Origin of the sequence: Mycobacterium sp. (genome assembly GCF_035506235.1) — a bacterium.
GTDB lineage: Bacteria > Actinomycetota > Actinomycetes > Mycobacteriales > Mycobacteriaceae > Mycobacterium.
On record NZ_DATJPU010000090.1, the window covers coordinates 25722 to 41256 of the forward strand.

At 68.2% G+C, this 15535-nt stretch carries 15 protein-coding genes and 2 pseudogenes; 5 read left to right on the plus strand and 12 right to left on the minus strand.

What is annotated here, in order from left to right:
• The first annotated feature begins 29 nt into the window (after positions 1-29).
• The gene (locus tag VMD50_RS08380; RefSeq protein ID WP_325426701.1) at positions 30-593 is read left to right on the plus strand and encodes an SAM-dependent methyltransferase; all 564 of its coding nucleotides are present in this window, start codon (positions 30-32) and stop codon (positions 591-593) included.
• Between the two features lie 10 nt (positions 594-603).
• Positions 604-1440, plus strand: coding sequence for an enoyl-CoA hydratase-related protein (locus tag VMD50_RS08385; RefSeq protein WP_325426703.1), 837 nt, complete (start codon positions 604-606; stop codon positions 1438-1440).
• On the opposite strand, the gene VMD50_RS08390 is transcribed toward VMD50_RS08385, so the two are convergent.
• The 11 genes from VMD50_RS08390 to VMD50_RS08440 all read right to left on the minus strand — a co-directional run bounded on the left by VMD50_RS08390 (position 1437) and on the right by VMD50_RS08440 (position 13091).
• Positions 1437-3137 (minus strand): FAD-binding protein, encoded by a 1701-nt coding sequence (locus tag VMD50_RS08390; protein ID WP_325426705.1) that lies wholly within the window; start codon positions 3135-3137, stop codon positions 1437-1439. The genes VMD50_RS08385 and VMD50_RS08390 overlap by 4 nt on opposite strands.
• Complete coding sequence (locus VMD50_RS08395) at positions 3134-4510, minus strand: aromatic ring-hydroxylating oxygenase subunit alpha (protein ID WP_325426706.1); 1377 nt, start codon at positions 4508-4510, stop codon at positions 3134-3136. Before VMD50_RS08395 ends, VMD50_RS08390 begins: the two co-directional genes overlap by 4 nt.
• Positions 4511-4531: 21 nt before the next feature.
• Positions 4532-6073: an acyl-CoA synthetase gene (locus tag VMD50_RS08400; protein WP_325426708.1), complete on the minus strand. Its 1542-nt coding sequence runs from the start codon at positions 6071-6073 to the stop codon at positions 4532-4534.
• A 94-nt stretch (positions 6074-6167) separates the two neighbouring features.
• A complete protein-coding gene (locus VMD50_RS08405; protein ID WP_325426710.1) occupies positions 6168-7358 on the minus strand; it encodes a PPE family protein in 1191 nt (396 codons plus the stop codon).
• Positions 7359-7529: 171 nt separating this feature from the next.
• Positions 7530-8768, minus strand: coding sequence for a PPE family protein (locus VMD50_RS08410; protein ID WP_325426712.1), 1239 nt, complete (start codon positions 8766-8768; stop codon positions 7530-7532).
• A gap of 11 nt (positions 8769-8779) precedes the next feature.
• Positions 8780-8920, minus strand: a complete 141-nt coding sequence (locus VMD50_RS08415; RefSeq protein ID WP_325426714.1) for a hypothetical protein — start codon at positions 8918-8920, stop codon at positions 8780-8782.
• 129 nt (positions 8921-9049) lie between these two features.
• Entirely contained in the window at positions 9050-9925 is an 876-nt protein-coding gene (locus tag VMD50_RS08420) for an enoyl-CoA hydratase-related protein (RefSeq protein ID WP_325426716.1), read from the minus strand.
• A gap of 27 nt (positions 9926-9952) precedes the next feature.
• Positions 9953-10189 (minus strand): lipoyl domain-containing protein, encoded by a 237-nt coding sequence (locus VMD50_RS08425; RefSeq protein WP_325426718.1) that lies wholly within the window; start codon positions 10187-10189, stop codon positions 9953-9955.
• Positions 10182-11192, minus strand: coding sequence for an alpha-ketoacid dehydrogenase subunit beta (locus VMD50_RS08430; RefSeq protein ID WP_325426720.1), 1011 nt, complete (start codon positions 11190-11192; stop codon positions 10182-10184). The genes VMD50_RS08425 and VMD50_RS08430 overlap by 8 nt, the downstream gene beginning before the upstream one ends.
• Positions 11189-12127, minus strand: coding sequence for a thiamine pyrophosphate-dependent dehydrogenase E1 component subunit alpha (locus tag VMD50_RS08435; RefSeq protein ID WP_325426737.1), 939 nt, complete (start codon positions 12125-12127; stop codon positions 11189-11191). Before VMD50_RS08435 ends, VMD50_RS08430 begins: the two co-directional genes overlap by 4 nt.
• A gap of 100 nt (positions 12128-12227) precedes the next feature.
• On the minus strand, positions 12228-13091 hold the full coding sequence (locus tag VMD50_RS08440) for a mycofactocin-coupled SDR family oxidoreductase (RefSeq protein ID WP_325426722.1): 864 nt from the start codon (positions 13089-13091) through the stop codon (positions 12228-12230).
• A 284-nt stretch (positions 13092-13375) separates the two neighbouring features.
• Here VMD50_RS08440 and VMD50_RS08445 point away from each other — a divergent pair, with 284 nt between their 5' ends.
• Positions 13376-14599 (plus strand): CaiB/BaiF CoA transferase family protein, encoded by a 1224-nt coding sequence (locus VMD50_RS08445; RefSeq protein ID WP_325426739.1) that lies wholly within the window; start codon positions 13376-13378, stop codon positions 14597-14599.
• 9 nt (positions 14600-14608) lie between these two features.
• Here VMD50_RS08445 and VMD50_RS08450 read toward each other — a convergent pair.
• Positions 14609-15003, minus strand: a pseudogene (locus VMD50_RS08450) (thioredoxin family protein).
• A gap of 84 nt (positions 15004-15087) precedes the next feature.
• On the opposite strand from VMD50_RS08450, the gene VMD50_RS08455 reads away from it, so the two are divergent.
• Together VMD50_RS08455 and VMD50_RS08460 are read left to right on the plus strand one after the other, a co-directional pair.
• Entirely contained in the window at positions 15088-15357 is a 270-nt protein-coding gene (locus tag VMD50_RS08455; RefSeq protein ID WP_325426724.1) for a metal-sensitive transcriptional regulator, read from the plus strand.
• 49 nt (positions 15358-15406) lie between these two features.
• Positions 15407-15535, plus strand: a pseudogene (locus tag VMD50_RS08460) (DUF302 domain-containing protein); the annotation flags it as partial.

Sequence of the window (15535 nt, forward strand, 5' to 3'; positions counted from 1 at the left end):
AACGGCCCGGGCGGCCTAGGGTGGCGCCCATGGCCGAGGGCGACCGGCGCCGCTGGGATGAGAGGTACGCCGCGCAGGGACCGCCGCCGGCGGGCGCGATGGAGCCGCCCGACGTGCTGGCACGCCACGCGGAGGAGTTTCCGACGGCGGGACGGGCCCTCGACCTGGCCTGCGGACGGGGGTCCGGCGCGGTGTGGCTGGCCCGGCGCGGCCTGGACGTACGGGGCTTCGACGTTTCCGCGGTCGCCGTCGACCAGGCTCGTGAGGTGGCCCGGCTCGCCGGCGTCGCCGACCGCTGCCGCTTCGAGGTGGTCGACCTCGACGACGGCCTGCCGGCCGGGCCGCCCGTCGACGTCATCCTCTGCCACAGATTCCGGGACCGCCGCCTCGACCGGGCGGTCATCGAGCGCCTGGCGCCGGGCGGGCTGCTGGCCATCGCCGCGCTCAGCGAGGTGGGTGCCGCACCGGGGCCGTTCCGCGCTGCGCCCGGCGAGCTGCCCGCCGCGTTCGCCGAACTCGATCAGGTGGCAGCCGGCGAAGGCGAGGGTCAGGCGTGGCTGCTGGCCCGCCGCCGATCGCTCGAGACCCGGTAGTGTCACGCAGATGGAGCGGCGCGTGCTCGAGGCGATCATCTATGAACGCGAACCGCCGATTGCGCGGATCATCCTGAATCGGGTCGAGAAGGCCAACACCAAGGACGCCGTCTTGGTCACCGAGGTCGACAACTGCCTGCACGAGGCGGACCGCGACCACGAGATCAAGGTCGTCATCCTCAAGGCCAACGGCAAGGGCTTCTGCGGCGGGCACGTCGCGCGCTGGGGCCCCGACGAGAACCCGTACCCGGACTTCGGAAACACCTTTGAGGACCTCTACAAGGGGACCGCCGACCTGTTCCTGTGGCCCACCTTGTACCTGTGGGAATTCCCCAAGCCGACGATCTCCCAGATCCACGGCTACTGCATGGGCGGCGGCATCTATCTCGGCCTGCTGACCGACTTTTGCGTGGCATCCGACGACGCCTATTTCCAGATGCCGCTCGCCCAGAGCCTCGGGGAACCCGGCGGCCACACCATGATCGAACCCTGGCTGATGATGAACTGGCACCGCACCATGGACTGGCTGCTGCTGGCTCCGACGTTGTCCGCCAAGGAGGCGCTCGACTGGGGTCTGCTGAATAAGGTTGTGCCGCGCGAAGATCTGGAAGACACCGTCGAGGACATGGCGCGCAGGATCGCGCAGATCCCGTTGACCACGCTGATGGCGGTGAAGAACAACGTGAAGCGCGCCTGGGAGTTGATGGGCATGCGGGTGCACCTGCAGGTCAGCCACATCCTGACCAACATGGTCGGCGCCGCCACCGACGTGCAGGCGCGGCGGGCCGAACTCATGCAGTCGGGCATGAAGCCCCGCGATTTCGTCGGCCGCGACGAAAGTTCTTAGCGCGAGCGCTCGCCGGCCACTCGCCGCCCGGCGGCGTGCCGCGCGGCGACGTAGCCGAACACCATCGAGCTGGCGATGCTCGCGCCGGCGCCCGGATACGTGCGGCCCATCACCGTCGCAGTGGTGTTCCCGGTGGCGTACAGGCCGTCGATGACGAGATCTTGTTCGTCCAGAACCTGTGCGTGCTCGTTGGTGACCACGCCGCCACACGTCCCGACGTCGGCCGGGAGAACCCGCGTGGCGTAGTAGGGCGCCCGGTCGAGCGGGCCGATGGCGGCGTTCGGCCGGTAGCCGGGATCGCCGAGGCAGTCATTGTAGGCCGACTGGCCGCGCCCGAAGTCCGGGTCCAGGCCCTTCGCGGCGAACCGGTTGAACCGCTGGATCGTCCGCGTCAATTCGTCGGCGGGAAGGTCGATCTGGCGCGCGAGGCCGGCGATGGTGTCGCCGCGTTTGACCGCGCCGTTCTCGATGAGCTCCGGTGGCAAATTCTGCTTGCGTTTGAACGGGTTCGTGCTGGTGACGTACCTGCCCACATACCCCTCGTCGAAGATCATCCAGCAGGGCACCGCCTTGTTGGCGTACATCGCCTTGCCGACCTCGACGTAGGAGTTGGACTCGTTGCAGAATCGCCGGCCGGCAGAGTCGACGTAGATCGCCCCGGGGCGCTGGCGGCCCGAGCCGAGCGAGGCGGCCACCGCGCCGCCGTTGGCGATGAAAACCGAAGGCAGCCACCAGGCTTCGTCCAGCAGATCGGTCTTGGCACCCAGCCACATCGCGGCCTGCAGCACCTCGCCGGTGTCGCCGGCGTTGGCGATCGACCACTGCGCCTCGTTGGGCTGATCGCCGCTGTACCGGCGGCGCATCTCCTTGTTGTGGCCGAAACCGCCCGCCGCCAGCAGCACGCCGCGCCGGGCCTCCACGTTGAGCGTCACGCCGCCGCGCGAGACGCGCGCGCCGACGACCCGCCCGTCGTCGGCTATGAGATCCTCCACCGCCGCGTCCGTCCACAACGGCGGCTGCCCGTCGCTCAGGTCGATGAGCGCCTTGAGCATCTGGGCGATCAGCGACGCCCCGTTGGTGAGGATCTGACGGCGGCGGACCCGCGCGGACGCGGTGCGCAGGAACACGCGGGCCGCGACGGCGAACGCACGCGGCGAACGGTTGTAGTACTGGACCGAACGCAGTTCGTTGGTCAGGACCACGAACCCGTAATTCTTGGCCAGCGGCGGCTGCACTTTGTCGCTCCAGCCGCCCAACTCCGCGGCGTCGAAGGGGACGCCCTCGATGGCGCGGCCGGCTGCGTTGCCGCCCTTGTGATTGGGGTAGTAGTCGCTCCATCCGGCGCACCGCATCAACCGAACACCCTTGCGGACAAGGAAATTAACCATTTCGTAGCCCGCGGTCAGGAACATCTCGCGGCGCGCGGGCGAGGAGGGCGCGCCGATATCGCCGACCACATCGGCCAGGTAGGCCAGGCCGTCCTCGTGCGAGTCCGCGATGCCCTCGGTACGCATCAGGGGGTTGTTGGGCAGCCAGACGATGCCGCCCGACAGCCCCGTCGACCCCCCGACCAGCGCCTGCTTTTCGACGATCAACGGTTCGAGCCCGCAGTCGAGTGCGGCCAGCCCGGCCACCATGCCGCCGCCGCCACTGCCCGCGATGAGCAGGTCGACCGAGCGGTCCCAGTGGATGGTCATCGCGTCCCCGCCCCGAACCCCAGGTCGGCGACGGGCACGTCGATGGTGGTGTTGGTCTTCTGGATCGCGGGCACCAGCGCGGCGTACGGCAGGCCGGCCAGGAAGCCGTCGACGATGCGCTCGAAGTTGGAGATCAGCCCCTCGATCCGGTCCGACAGTCGCATGTATTCAAAACCCTTGGAGTGCAAGCCTTTCTGCTGCCGCGGCAGGTTGGAGAAATCCTGGGCGGGGATGGGCGGCCAGCGCGGGTCGTCGGGCGCCATGGGTACGGGTGGGGTCGGCTTCGCCGTGACCTGGTCCGGCGGGATGCGGGTGAGTGACCAGATCTCGAACAGCGTTTCCTCGGGGCCCAGCGGCCGGATCCGGTACGACGAGGCGCTGCTGTACTGGGGCAGCACGAAGTAGTGGGGAAAGCAGAAATTGATCGCCTCGACGATGCCGCGCCGCTGCAACTCGTTGAGGTCGGGGATATCGCAGCCCCGGGCTCGATGCCAGTGGACGATGGCGTCGTTGAGGGTGCTGCGCCAGACGGCCATCGCCTCGGCCGGATCGGACGGGAGCTCCATGTCTTGCAGGCCTTCCGCGATGCGGACGTCGTTCTCGTGGGTCATGCCGGCCATGCCCTCGCCCAGCGTGCGCATGAAGTACAGGTTGGTCTGGGCCAAGCCCGGCGCTTTCGACGTTGTGGGCATTGACGACGGCAAAAGTTGGGGGTGGGTCTGGGGGACGTGGTAGCCCTCCATGAACGCGGCCGTCGCCAGCTTCCAATTCACCGGAAGCCGGCACGCCTGCCACCACTCGGTGCGCAGTGAGTCGACCTTCCACGCGTCATAGATCGACGCAAAGGGTTCGATGCAGTCCCGCAGCGCGGGCGCGGCGTCATCGAGGTTGATCCACGCGCACCCGCCCCAGAGCTCGCACCTGACCGAGACGAGTTGCAGGTCGTCCGGGCACAGGTTTTCCTCGGCGAACTCTTCGGGCCGCAGCACAAACGTGTTGCGTCCGTCGACGCCCCAGCACCACCCGTGGAATGGGCAGACAAAGGTGCGCCGATTTCCGTTGCCCTCCACCAGCTTTACCCCGCGATGGCGGCATGCGTTGTGGTAGGCGCGCACGGTGTGGCCGTCGACCCGCACGACGATGATCGATTCGTCGAGGATCTCGTACTCGACAAAGTCGCCGACCTTGGGAATCTCTTCGAGGCGGCAGGCCATCTGCCACACGCGCGGCCAGAAGAGCTCCGTCTCGAGGGCGTAGAACTCCGCGTCGTAGTACCGCTGCTTGGGGATCCGGTCGGGCGTCTGAACCGCCCACGGCACCGGTAGCGGCGTCCAATCGACGTCGGTTCTCTCCGAACCCGTCTCTACAGCCATCTCACTATCCCTCGTGTCAGCTCATACGATCCGTGAGGCCCGTCCTTGCCAGTAACGCTCACGAATGCGCCGTTTGTAAAGCTTGCCGTTGGGGTCGCGGGGCAGTTCGGCATCGAATTCGACTGTGCGCGGGCACTTGTAGCCGGCCAGGTGAGCCCGGCAGTACGCGATGAGCTCGGCCTCCAGGTCTGGGCCGGGCAACACGCCGTCGGCCGGTTGCACCACGGCCTTGACCTCCTCGCCGAACTCGTCGTTGGGCACGCCGAACACGGCCGCGTCGACGAGCTTGGGGTGCATCACCAGCAGGTTCTCCGGCTCCTGCGGGTAGATGTTCACCCCGCCCGAGACGATCATGAAGGTCGATCGGTCGGTGAGGTAGAGGTATCCGTCGTCGTCGACGTAGCCCATGTCGCCCAGTGACCGCCAGCCGCGGTCGTTGGCGACCGACGCGGTCTTGGCGGGGTCCTTGAAGTACTCGAAATCGGGTCCGCCCTCGAAGAACAGCTCGCCGGACTCGCCCACCGGAAGTTCGACTCCGTCGTGCCCCAGCACGTGAACGGGGCTGAACGGCCTGCCCACCGAGCCGGGATGGGCGAGCCATTCCTCGGGCCCGATCGTGGTGCCCGCGAATCCCTCTGTGCCGCCGTAATACTCGTGGATGATGGGGCCGAACCACTGCATCATCCGGTGCTTGACGTCCACCGGACACGGGGCGGCCGCGTGGATCACGCACCGCAGGCTGGAAACGTCGTATTTCCGCCGGACCGCCTCGGGCAATTTGAGCATCCGCACGAACATCGTCGGGACGAACTGAGCGTGGGTGACCCGATGCGTCTCGATCAACCGCAGCACCGCCTCGGCGTCGAACCTGCGCATCAGGATCGACGCGGCGCCGACGCGGTGCACCGCCATCGTGTAGTTCACCCCGGCCGCGTGATAGAGCGGTGCGGGGGAGAGGTACACGCTGGAGCGGTCCATCCCGTACCTGTGGATCAGCGCCATCTCCAGGACCGCTTGGGCCCAGGACCCGTTGCCGTCGGCCGGCAGCGACCGGCGGACGGCCTTGGGCCGTCCCGTGGTGCCCGACGAATAGAGCATCTCCGAGCCGTCCGAAGGTGGCGGGGCGTCGCCCGCCGCCGCCAGGGCGTCCTCGTATGCGCCCCAGCCGGGCAGCTCGCCCCCGACGGCGACGTGGACGACGACGCCCGCGTTGGCCGCGCGGACGTGTGCGGCGAGGTCGGCCCCCCAAGCCTCCGATGCGTCGACGAACACGGCCTTGGCGTCGGAGTCGTCGATGACGTAGGCCACCTCGTCGGGAGTGAAATGGGTGTTGACGGCGGTGTAGTAGAGCCCGGAAAGCTGGCAGCCCCAAGTGATTTCGAAGAATTCGGGTCGATTGGGCAGCACCAGCGCCACGCCGTCGCCGCGCCGCAACCCGGCACCGTGCAACAGGGCGGCGACGCGCCGGCTTCTGGCATGCAGCCCGCCGAACGATATCGGGCCGCCGTCGGTGATCAAGGCAGGCGAATCCGCGGCTGTGCTCGCGTGGTCGGCGATGTTCACCCGTGCTCCCCTTTGAGCCGTAAGCGTCTGCCTGGCCGTCGGTGGACTCCACTTCGCGACGATACCGGGCGATGGCGGCCCGCCGGGTGGGTGGCTATCCGCCCAGGGGTGGTCGGGCCATCACGGTGGGCCGGAACCCGTATCGGGGTCCGGCGGCGCCGGCGTTGCCCGAGCCGGTGCCCGCCAGCGGCATGCCGCCCAGTAGGTTGCCGGGTCCACCGGCGGTCTCCGCGGTGGGGCGGATCGCGCTGATCAGCTGAGTCCCGGCATGGCCTGCCGTCGGGGCGGCCGTCGCCCACGTGGCCGGCACCGACAGCTTGCCTATCGAGGTCGCGCTGCCCAAATGCGCCGCGGGCCCGGCGCCGCCGCCGGCCAGTCCGCCCAGCCCCGGCAGGCTCTTGGGGACGGCTGCGGCCGGTGCCGCCGCCCCGCCGAGCCAGCCCAGAGTCTTGGATATCTGAACACCGAAGTTGCCCATCCCGATGCCGAAGTAGGGCAAACCCTCGGTGTTGTAGAAGAAGCTCGCGTAGGGGGAGTAGCCGTTGAGGAATGAACCGATGCTGGTGGGCAAGGTGGTCTGCCCGGTCAGCAGGAACCAGATTTCGGTGAGCACCGGCATCGATGCCGCGGTCGACGCCGCCGAGCTTGGCGACGCGAGGTTTTGCAGCTGGCCCGGCAACCCGGCAACCAGCTGTCTCAACGTGGACTGCGTGCTTCCCGACGACGTGACCGCAGTCTGTGCGGCCTGCGCCGCCGGATTGGCGACCTGTGGTGCGCCGCTGAACGGCGCAACTTCGGCGGCGCGCGCGGCGGAAGCGGCGTAGTCGTACATGGCCGCGGCGTCCTGGGCCCAGAACTCGGCGTATTGGGCTTCCAGTTGCGCGATGATCCCGTTGTTCTGACCCAGCACGTTGGTGGCCGTCGCCTGAGCCAGCTCGGCGCGGTTGGTCGTTATCACCGGCGGGGGGACCACCGATGCGAGCGCCGTCTCATAGGCGGCCGCCGCCGCTTGGGCCTGGGTCGCCGCCTGCTCGGCTTGAGCGCCCGTCCTGTTCATCCACTCCACATACGGTTGCACCGCCGCGGCCATCGACGCGGACGTCGGGCCCAGCCACTCCTCGCCGGACAATGTGGTAACGACTCGGTCATAGCCCAGGGCGGCCGAATTCAGCTCGGCCGCAATCGCATTCCACGCCGAGGCCGCCGCCATCAGCGACGCCGAGCCCGGACCCGCATATATGCGCGCCGAGGTGATTTCCGGTGGTAACGCGGCAAAATCAAGCATCTTGACTCCTTAACCCGCGGTGGCCGGGCCGGCCCTCCCGGTCGCCGCCTACGACCGCTGCCGCCGGCGCCTGTGGTTGCATGGTCACAAGTGACATCTGATCTCCCTTCTCAATAACCTTCGGGCTCAGCGACCTTCGGGATCTGGTGAATCATCGCGGTGGTCATGGCGTCATCCGGCCGATGGCGGGCGGGTGACCACGCTGTGGCGGGCCCCATAGACGTTGGTGTGTCCGTAGCCGGCGGTGCGCCGGCCTACGCCCCCGGGCGGTATTCCCCGCAGCAGGGCGTTGCCCGGTCCGCTGGTGGCAGCGGCGGTTGCCGGGGGGCTCTCGTCCGTCGCGGCGCCGGCCAAAGTTGCCTCCGCCGCCGGAGCGGACCAATTCGCCGGGACCGACAACGCTCCGATCTTGCCGGCCTGCCCCGCGCTCGCCGTCACTGCTCCGGCGGTATTGGCACCCACGCCGGCCACGCCCCCCAAGTGCAGACCGGCAAATTGTGGCGTCGGGTACCAGGCGCCGGCCGAACCGGCCGTCGTTCCGGTGCCGAATGTCAACTGCTGACCCATCGACCAGGCGAAGTTCGCGATGCCCACCCCGAAATACGCCTGCAGCGTCTGCTTGATCACCGTGGTGTAGTTGGCCGGGGTGAGCCCGGCCCAGTTGTTGGCCGGGGTGGGCAACCCGTATGTGAAGAAATCTACGATCGTGTTCCAGATAAAATAGTGCGTGGACGCGGCCACCGACGACGACATCTGTTGCAGCGCTTGAGGTATGGTGGCGGCCGAAGCCAGTTGTGCGGCCGCCGTAGTCTGCGCGGAGTTGCCGGACGGGGTGCCGACGGCGTGGGAAACCGCGGCGAACTGGCCGGTGTCCGCCTCCGCGGTGGTGGTGTTCGGTGGTGACGTCAACCGGGGCACCTGCGCCGCGACCGCCGAGGCGGCCGCGTAGCCGTACATGGCGGCGGCGTCCTGCGCCCACATCTCCATGTACTGGGCCTCGGTGGCCGCGATGGCCGGCGTGTTCTGCCCGAAGAAGTTGGTCGCGATCAGCGCCATCAGCAGCACCCGGTTGGCCGCGACCAGCGGGGGCGGCACCGTCATCGCAAACGCCGTCTCAAAGGCGGCTGCCGCCGCCCTGGCCTGACTGGCGGTTACCTCGGCCTGGCCGGCCAACAGGCTGATCCAGTTCAGGTAGGGAACCACCGCCGAGACCATCATCGCCGCCGATGGCCCCACCCACGCCGCGCTGGTCAGCTCGCCGATCACCGAGCTGTAGCCGCTCGCGGCCAGGCCCAGCTCCGCCGCCAGCGCATCCCAGGCCGTCGCGGCAACCATCATCGACTCGGAACCTGGGCCCGAATACATTCGACCGGAATTGATTTCGGGCGGTAGCACCCCGAAATCCAACACCGTACCGCCCCTTAGCCGACCGCAGCCCGGTGGTCGATCTCTCGGCGGGGGCCGGTGGACACGGCGAGATCGTTCGACTGGCGTCGATTACCTCGAATTGCGGTCGCGACGGCGCGTCGATTCGCCTCGGCCACGAACTCTTTGGCGGTCATCTGGAGCAGCGTCGCTCACCGCCGCGTGACGCAACAGTGCCGAACGTCGTCTCTCGATATGGCTAACGTCCCGTCAAGTGCGGTCCAATGGTCCCGAACCGCCGAAGGCGGTGAATGGCGACGATGCCGTCAGGCCGGCGGGGCGCCGTCGGCCGACGATGCTGCCGCGGCCGCCTGGCGCCGGGCCTGTTCGGAGGGCAGCACCTTGTCCTTGAAGACCGTCTGGATCAGCTGCTGCACGTCCTTGCTGATCGACGCGAGCGCGACCAGGTCGTTGGAGCTCTGCCAGTGCACCCGCATGCCCATCAGCTCCCAGGCGCGCTTGAGGTTGGCCTTGGTCGCCAGCAGCGTGGTCATCGGCGCCTGGGCGATGTGCCGGGCGATGGCGTCAGCGCGCGCTTCGAGCTGGTCGCGCGGAACCACCTCGTTGACCAGGCCGACGTCCAGTGCCTTCTTCGCGTCGATGACCTCGGCGAGGTAGAGGTAGTAGGCCGCCCGCCGCCAGTTCATGAAGACCCAGGGCTCGATCGAGCACTCACCCGACGGCATGCCGAATCCCTGCAGGGGAGGGTAGGAGAAATAGGCGTCCTCGGCGGCGATGACGATGTCGGTGGTCAGCCCGTAGTGGGTGCCCCCTCCGACGCAGTAGCCGTGCACGGCCGCGATGGTCGGCTTGGGGAACTCCCAGAGGTTCAGGATCGGCTTGACGAACAAGTCGGTCTGCGGCTTCCACGGAGTGCCCATCACCTTCGCGCCCTCGACGAACGCCGGATAGTCGACCGCGTTGTTGCCGATGGCATGCCCGGAGCAGAAGCCTTTGCCGTTGGCCTTGAGGATCAGCACCTTGATGTCGTAGTCGCGGTCCGCGTCCAGCAGCGCGGCGTCGACTTCTTCGGCCAGCTTCTGGTCCTGGGCGTTGGCCTTCTCGGGCCAATTGAGCGTGACGCGGGCGATCGGGCCTTCCTTCTCGTAGACGATTCTCTCGCGGGTCTCGTTGAGATCCATATGGCCCTTACCTTTCGCTTTTCCGGTTTACGAAGTGATGACGCCGATTTCGGCGCCGATGTCATAGGTTGTCCCGACCTGTCCCGTCCACTGCACGACGCCCGACGCGCCGGCTTGGATTTCCTGCTCCGCCTTCTCGGTGGCGATCACGTAGATCGGCGTGCCCTCCTCGACGCGCTCACCCGCATCCACGAGAAGTCCGGTGAGCTCGGCCTCCGACACGGCCACCGACACGCGCGGAATGCGAATAATGAAGTCAGCCATGCACTTTGGCCTTCCCGGCCCGTTCGAGAGTGCGCTGGGCGGCCGCGACGACGCGCGCCGGCGAGGGATAGACCTGCGCCTCGAGCGCGGCCGCCGCCGGGTTGGGAACGAACCTGGCGCCCACCCGCTCGACGGGTGCGGCCAGCTCGCCGAACAATTCGGATTGCAGGATCGCGGCGATCTCCGCTCCGGGGCCGGCGAATTGGACCGCGTCGTGCACGATCACGACCCTGCCGGTGCGGCGGGCGGATTCGACGAGGGCCTCGACGTCGAGCGGAACCAGCGTGCGCAAGTCGAGTACCTCGGCGCTCACGCCGCGTTCGGCCAACGCGTCCGCCGCCGCGAGCGCGTCGTGCACGGCGCGTCCGTAGGCGATCAGCGTCACGTCGGTGCCGGGCCGCTTGATGTCGGCCCGGCCCAAGGGAATTGAGAATCCGGGTTCGACGGGAACGGGCCCCTTCTTGCCCTGCAGCCGGATCGTCTCGATGAACAGGCAGGGGTCCTCGTCGAAGATCGCCGCCGTCAGAAGGCCTTTCCCGTCGCGCGGGGTGGACGGCACGATGACCTTCATGCCGGGGATGTGCATGAACCACGCCTCCAGGCTTTGCGAGTGGGTGGCGCCGGTGGCCAGCCCGGCGTAGACCTGGGTGCGGATGGTGATCGGCGCGGTCGTCCGGCCGGCGGTCATGAACCGCAACTTGGCGGCGTTGTTGATCAGCTGGTCGGCGGCGATCCCGATGAAGTCCATGATCATGATCTCCGCCACGGGCCGCATCCCGTCGATCGCCGCACCGATCGCGGCCCCCACGATCGCGGCTTCGGAGATGGGCGTATCCAGGACCCTGTCGTGGCCGTACTTCGTCGACAGCCCCGCCGTCGGCCCCGATGCGCCGGGATCGGCGATGTCCTCACCGAGCAGAAACACCCGCTCGTCGGCCCCCAGCGCCTCGTCGAGCGCGAGGTTCAGCGCCTCGCGCATCGTCATCTCTTTTTCCTGCGTCATACCGGAAACCCGATCGGGGTGGCGTACACATCGTGGTCGAGCTCGTCGATCGAGGGGGGCTCCGCGGCCATGGCCGTCGCCAGGGCGTCCTCCACCCTCGCCAGCGCGTCGCGCTCGATGCGGTCGAGCTCCTCGGGGCCGCAGATTCCGGCCTCCGCGAGGTGGTCGCGGAACCGCGGCACCGGGTCGGCCGCCATCGCGGCGGCCAGTTGCTCCTTGGGGATGTAGGGCATCCGGTCGCCGAAGTAGTGGCCGCGGAAGCGGAACGTCACGCACTCGATGAACGTTGGGCCCTGCCCGCCGCGGGCGCGGTGCAGGGCCGCGTCGAGCGCGGATTTCACCGCCAGCGGGTCATTGCCGTCGACGCGCACGCCCGGCATGCCGTAGCCGGCCGCGCGGTCGGCGACGTGCTCGAGCTTCATCGTGTCCGAGGTGGGCGTCATCTCGGCGAACAGGTTGTTCTGGCATACGAAGACCAGCGGCAGATCCCACAGCGCGGCCATGTTGGCCGCCTCGTGGAACGAGCCGGTGTTCGTCGCGCCGTCGCCGAAGCTGACCACCGTCACGCGGTCGAGGCCCTTGCGTTTGCCGCCCATCGCCAGCCCGACCGCCACCGGTGGCCCCGCCCCGACGATCCCGGTCGAGAGCATGACACCCCTCTCGGGATTGGCGATGTGCATGGCGCCGCCCTTGCCCCGGCTTGCGCCGGCGGTGCGCCCCATCATCTCGCCGTAGATCTCCTCGAGCGGGACGCCCTTGCCGATCAGATCGTGCAGGCCACGGTAGGTGGTCACCAACTGGTCGTCGGGCCGCAGCGCCACCCCCATCGCGGCGGCGATCGCCTCCTGCCCGCGCGACGGCCAGTACACGCACATGAACTCGCCGGTGCCGATGCCCTTGGACAGCCGGTCGTCGGCGGCCTTCATCAGGATCATCAACTCGTACAGGCGACGTTCAACGTCCGTTGCGGCCTGACCGTCGCTCACCGAATCCCTCCAGTGTCGTTGCCCCTCACCATGTTTGGCGGCGCCGTCCTCAGCCGCCCGACCACGGCTTGACCTTGAGGAAGCCGCCCCCGTCCACGCGGAGCTGCTGGCCGGTGATATAGCGCGCCGCGTCGGACGCCAGGAACAGCACGGCCTCGCTGATGTCCTCGGGTTCGACGTAGGGGATGGGCATCGCCTGAACCACCGGGAAGACGGGTTCGGCGTCCTCGCGTTTCGGGTCCTTCAGGTCGGGCCGGAACGCGCGGTACATCGGTGCGCTGTGCAACATGTCTGTGTTGACATTCGTCGGATGGACCGCGTTCATCCGGATGGAGAACTTGGCCAGCGCCAGCGCGAAGTCGTTGACGTAGTGGGCGGCAGCGAGTTTCGCGAACGCGTAGCCGGCTCCGCCGGGGCCGCCGTCGATGCCGGTGGTGTTCATCGACGACATGAATGCCGCGTTCGAGCCGATCACGATGATCGACGCGCCGGCCCGCAGATGCTTCAGGCTCGCGTGCACCAGGTTGAGCACGCCGACCAGATCGACGTCGACGGCGTCGGCGAACGCCTGTGGCGGAAGGCCCGCGGTGAGCGGGCAGATGCCGGCGTTGGCCACCACGATGTCGAGGTGGCCGAACTCGGCCACCCCCTGGTCGATCGCGGCGGCCAGGGCCACCCGGTCGCGCACGTCCGCGATCGCCGTGAACGCGCGCTGACCTTCCTTCTCCACCAGCCGCGCCGTCTCGTCGAGATCTTCCGGACGCGCCAGCGGGTACTCGTTCGTTTCGATATCCGCGCACAGGTCCACCGCGATGATGTCGGCGCCCTCCGCGGCCAGCAGGCGCGCATGGGATCGGCCCTGGCCGCGAGCGGCCCCGCTGATCACCGCCACCTTGCCCGTTACCCTGCCCATATGCCGTCCTTTTACCCCGCTGCCTTGATCCGCGATCCGCGTTGGGCGCCAAAGCTATTCGCTACCCAAGAGTTGGCGGATCGACTCCGGATGGGGCGAGGAGGGGGACCGCGGCGCGCGCTCGCCACATCGTGGAGGTGGAGCGAACCAATGGTCGGCTCCATCGCATCTCTGCCACGAAAACTGCGCGTGGCCACGGCCGGGCTATCGATATCCCTTAGAGTAGCTAGAATACTTAAAATAGCAAGAAATGGACGACGACCGAGGGGGTTGCCTTGTCCGGTGTGCACGACGGTGTGCTCCAAGGGGTCCGAGTCGTCGAGTTGGCGTCGTGGACCTACGTCCCGTCGGCCGGTGCCGCCCTGTCCGACTGGGGCGCCGACGTGATCAAGGTGGAAGGCGTCACCTCGGGGGATCCCGGACGCGCGTTGGTCGTCGGCGGGTTCACCCGCGAAGCGGCCCGCCCGGACGCCGACTTCATCCTCGAGCTGGGCAATCGCGGCAAGCGCAGCATCGCCATCGACATCAAGTCCGAGCCGGGGCGTGAGCTTTTCGGCCGCCTTCTGGCGAGTGCGGATGTGTTCCTGACCAATTGGCTGCCCGGCGCGCTCGAGCGGGCGCGGCTCACCGTCGACGACGTCCGCGGGTTCAACCCGAAGATCATCATCGCGCGCGGCACCGGGTTGGGGGTGCGGGGGCCGGACCGGGATCGCGGCGGGTTCGATGCCGCCACGTACCTGGCGCGCGGTGGGGTGGCGTACACGCTCACGCCGTTCGGCACCGACACGCCCGCGGTCCAGGGTCCCGCTTTCGGAGACCTGCAGGGCGGGGCGACGCTGGCCGGCGGCGTGTGCGCGGCGCTGTTCCACCGGGAACGGACCGGTGAACCGACGATCGTGGACTCGTCGCTGCTGGCGCAGGCGATGTGGGCGATCGCGCCGTCGATTTCGGCGGCCGATTTCTTCGATATCGACGGCATCCCCGGTGCGCCACCCGGCCTGGCCATCAACCCCCTGGTGAACCGGTATAAGACCAAGGACGGCAGGTGGATTCAGCTGGTGTTCTTGCAGCCCGACAAGTTCTGGGCCGGGTTCTGCGAACGCATGGGCCTGGCGGAGTTGGCCACCGACAAGCGGTTTGTGCCGTCGAGCAACCTGATAGCCAACGCGGCCGCGGCGACCGAGCTGGTGGCGAATGCCTTTGCCCGCCATGACCTTGCGCACTGGCAGCGAGTTCTCGCGGACGAACCCGGCGTGTGGGGCGCCCTCGCGACGCCGCGCGAAACCCTCAACGACCCGCAGGTCGAACCCAACGGGTATGTGGTGACAAACGTCGACGCCCACGGGCAGAAGTACCGCATCGTCGCGGCGCCCGTTCAATTCGACGAGACCCCACCGGCGCCCGCCCGCGCCCCGGAACACGGACAGCACACCGAAGAGATCCTGCTGGAGCTCGGCGTCGACTGGGACGCCATCGCCGGGGCGAAGGATCTCGGGGCCATCCTCTGAGGGGAGGGCTTACCCGGTCGCGGCGGCCCTGCGGGCGGCGATCTTGGCGCGCACGCCATCCATGTCCAGCGATTTCACCTGGGCGATCAGGTCTTCCAGCACGTCCGGGGGCATCGCACCGGGCTGGCTGTAGACCAGCACGCCGTCGCGAAACGCCATGACGGTCGGAACCGAACGGATGCCCAGCATGCCGGCCAGCTCCGGCTCGGCCTGAGTGTCGACCTTGGCATGCACGACCTCGGGGTGCGCCCGCGCCGACCGGTCGTACACGGGTGCGAACGCCTGACAGGGGCGGCAGTACTCGGCCGAAAAGTCAACAAGCACAAGCGGGTGTCGGCGATGGTCGACTCGAACGTCGCGCGGGTGAGGGAGGTCGGTCCGGCTCCTTGCCCGTGACAACCTATACCCTACGGGGTATATTCAGGGTTGGATCGGTTGATACCCGGGCGGGTACCCTGTCCGTAGCAATACGAGAGACGGAGGATCCAGTGATTGGTGATCAGGACAGCGTCGCCGCGGTGCTCAATCGGCTGCGGCGGGCCCAGGGCCAGCTAGCCGGGGTGATCTCGATGATCGAGCAGGGCCGCGACTGCAAGGACGTCGTCACCCAGCTCGCCGCGGTTTCGCGCGCCCTCGACCGCGCCGGGTTCAAGATCGTCGCGACCGGGCTGAAGGAATGCGTCACGGGTGCCACCGCGGACGGCACGACCTCGCTGAGCGAGGCCGAGCTGGAGAAGCTGTTCCTGGCGCTCGCCTGAGCGCTTAAGCGCTATCCGGAACCAAGGAAACCAAGGAAAGGAAGTCAGGATGAACATCGCCATTTCGACGCCGCTGCAGACCTCGTTCCAGGACGCGGTCGCGCGGACCCGCGAGGCGCTCGCGGATCAGGGCTTTGGTGTGCTCACCGAAATCGACGTGAAGGCGACGCTGAAAGCC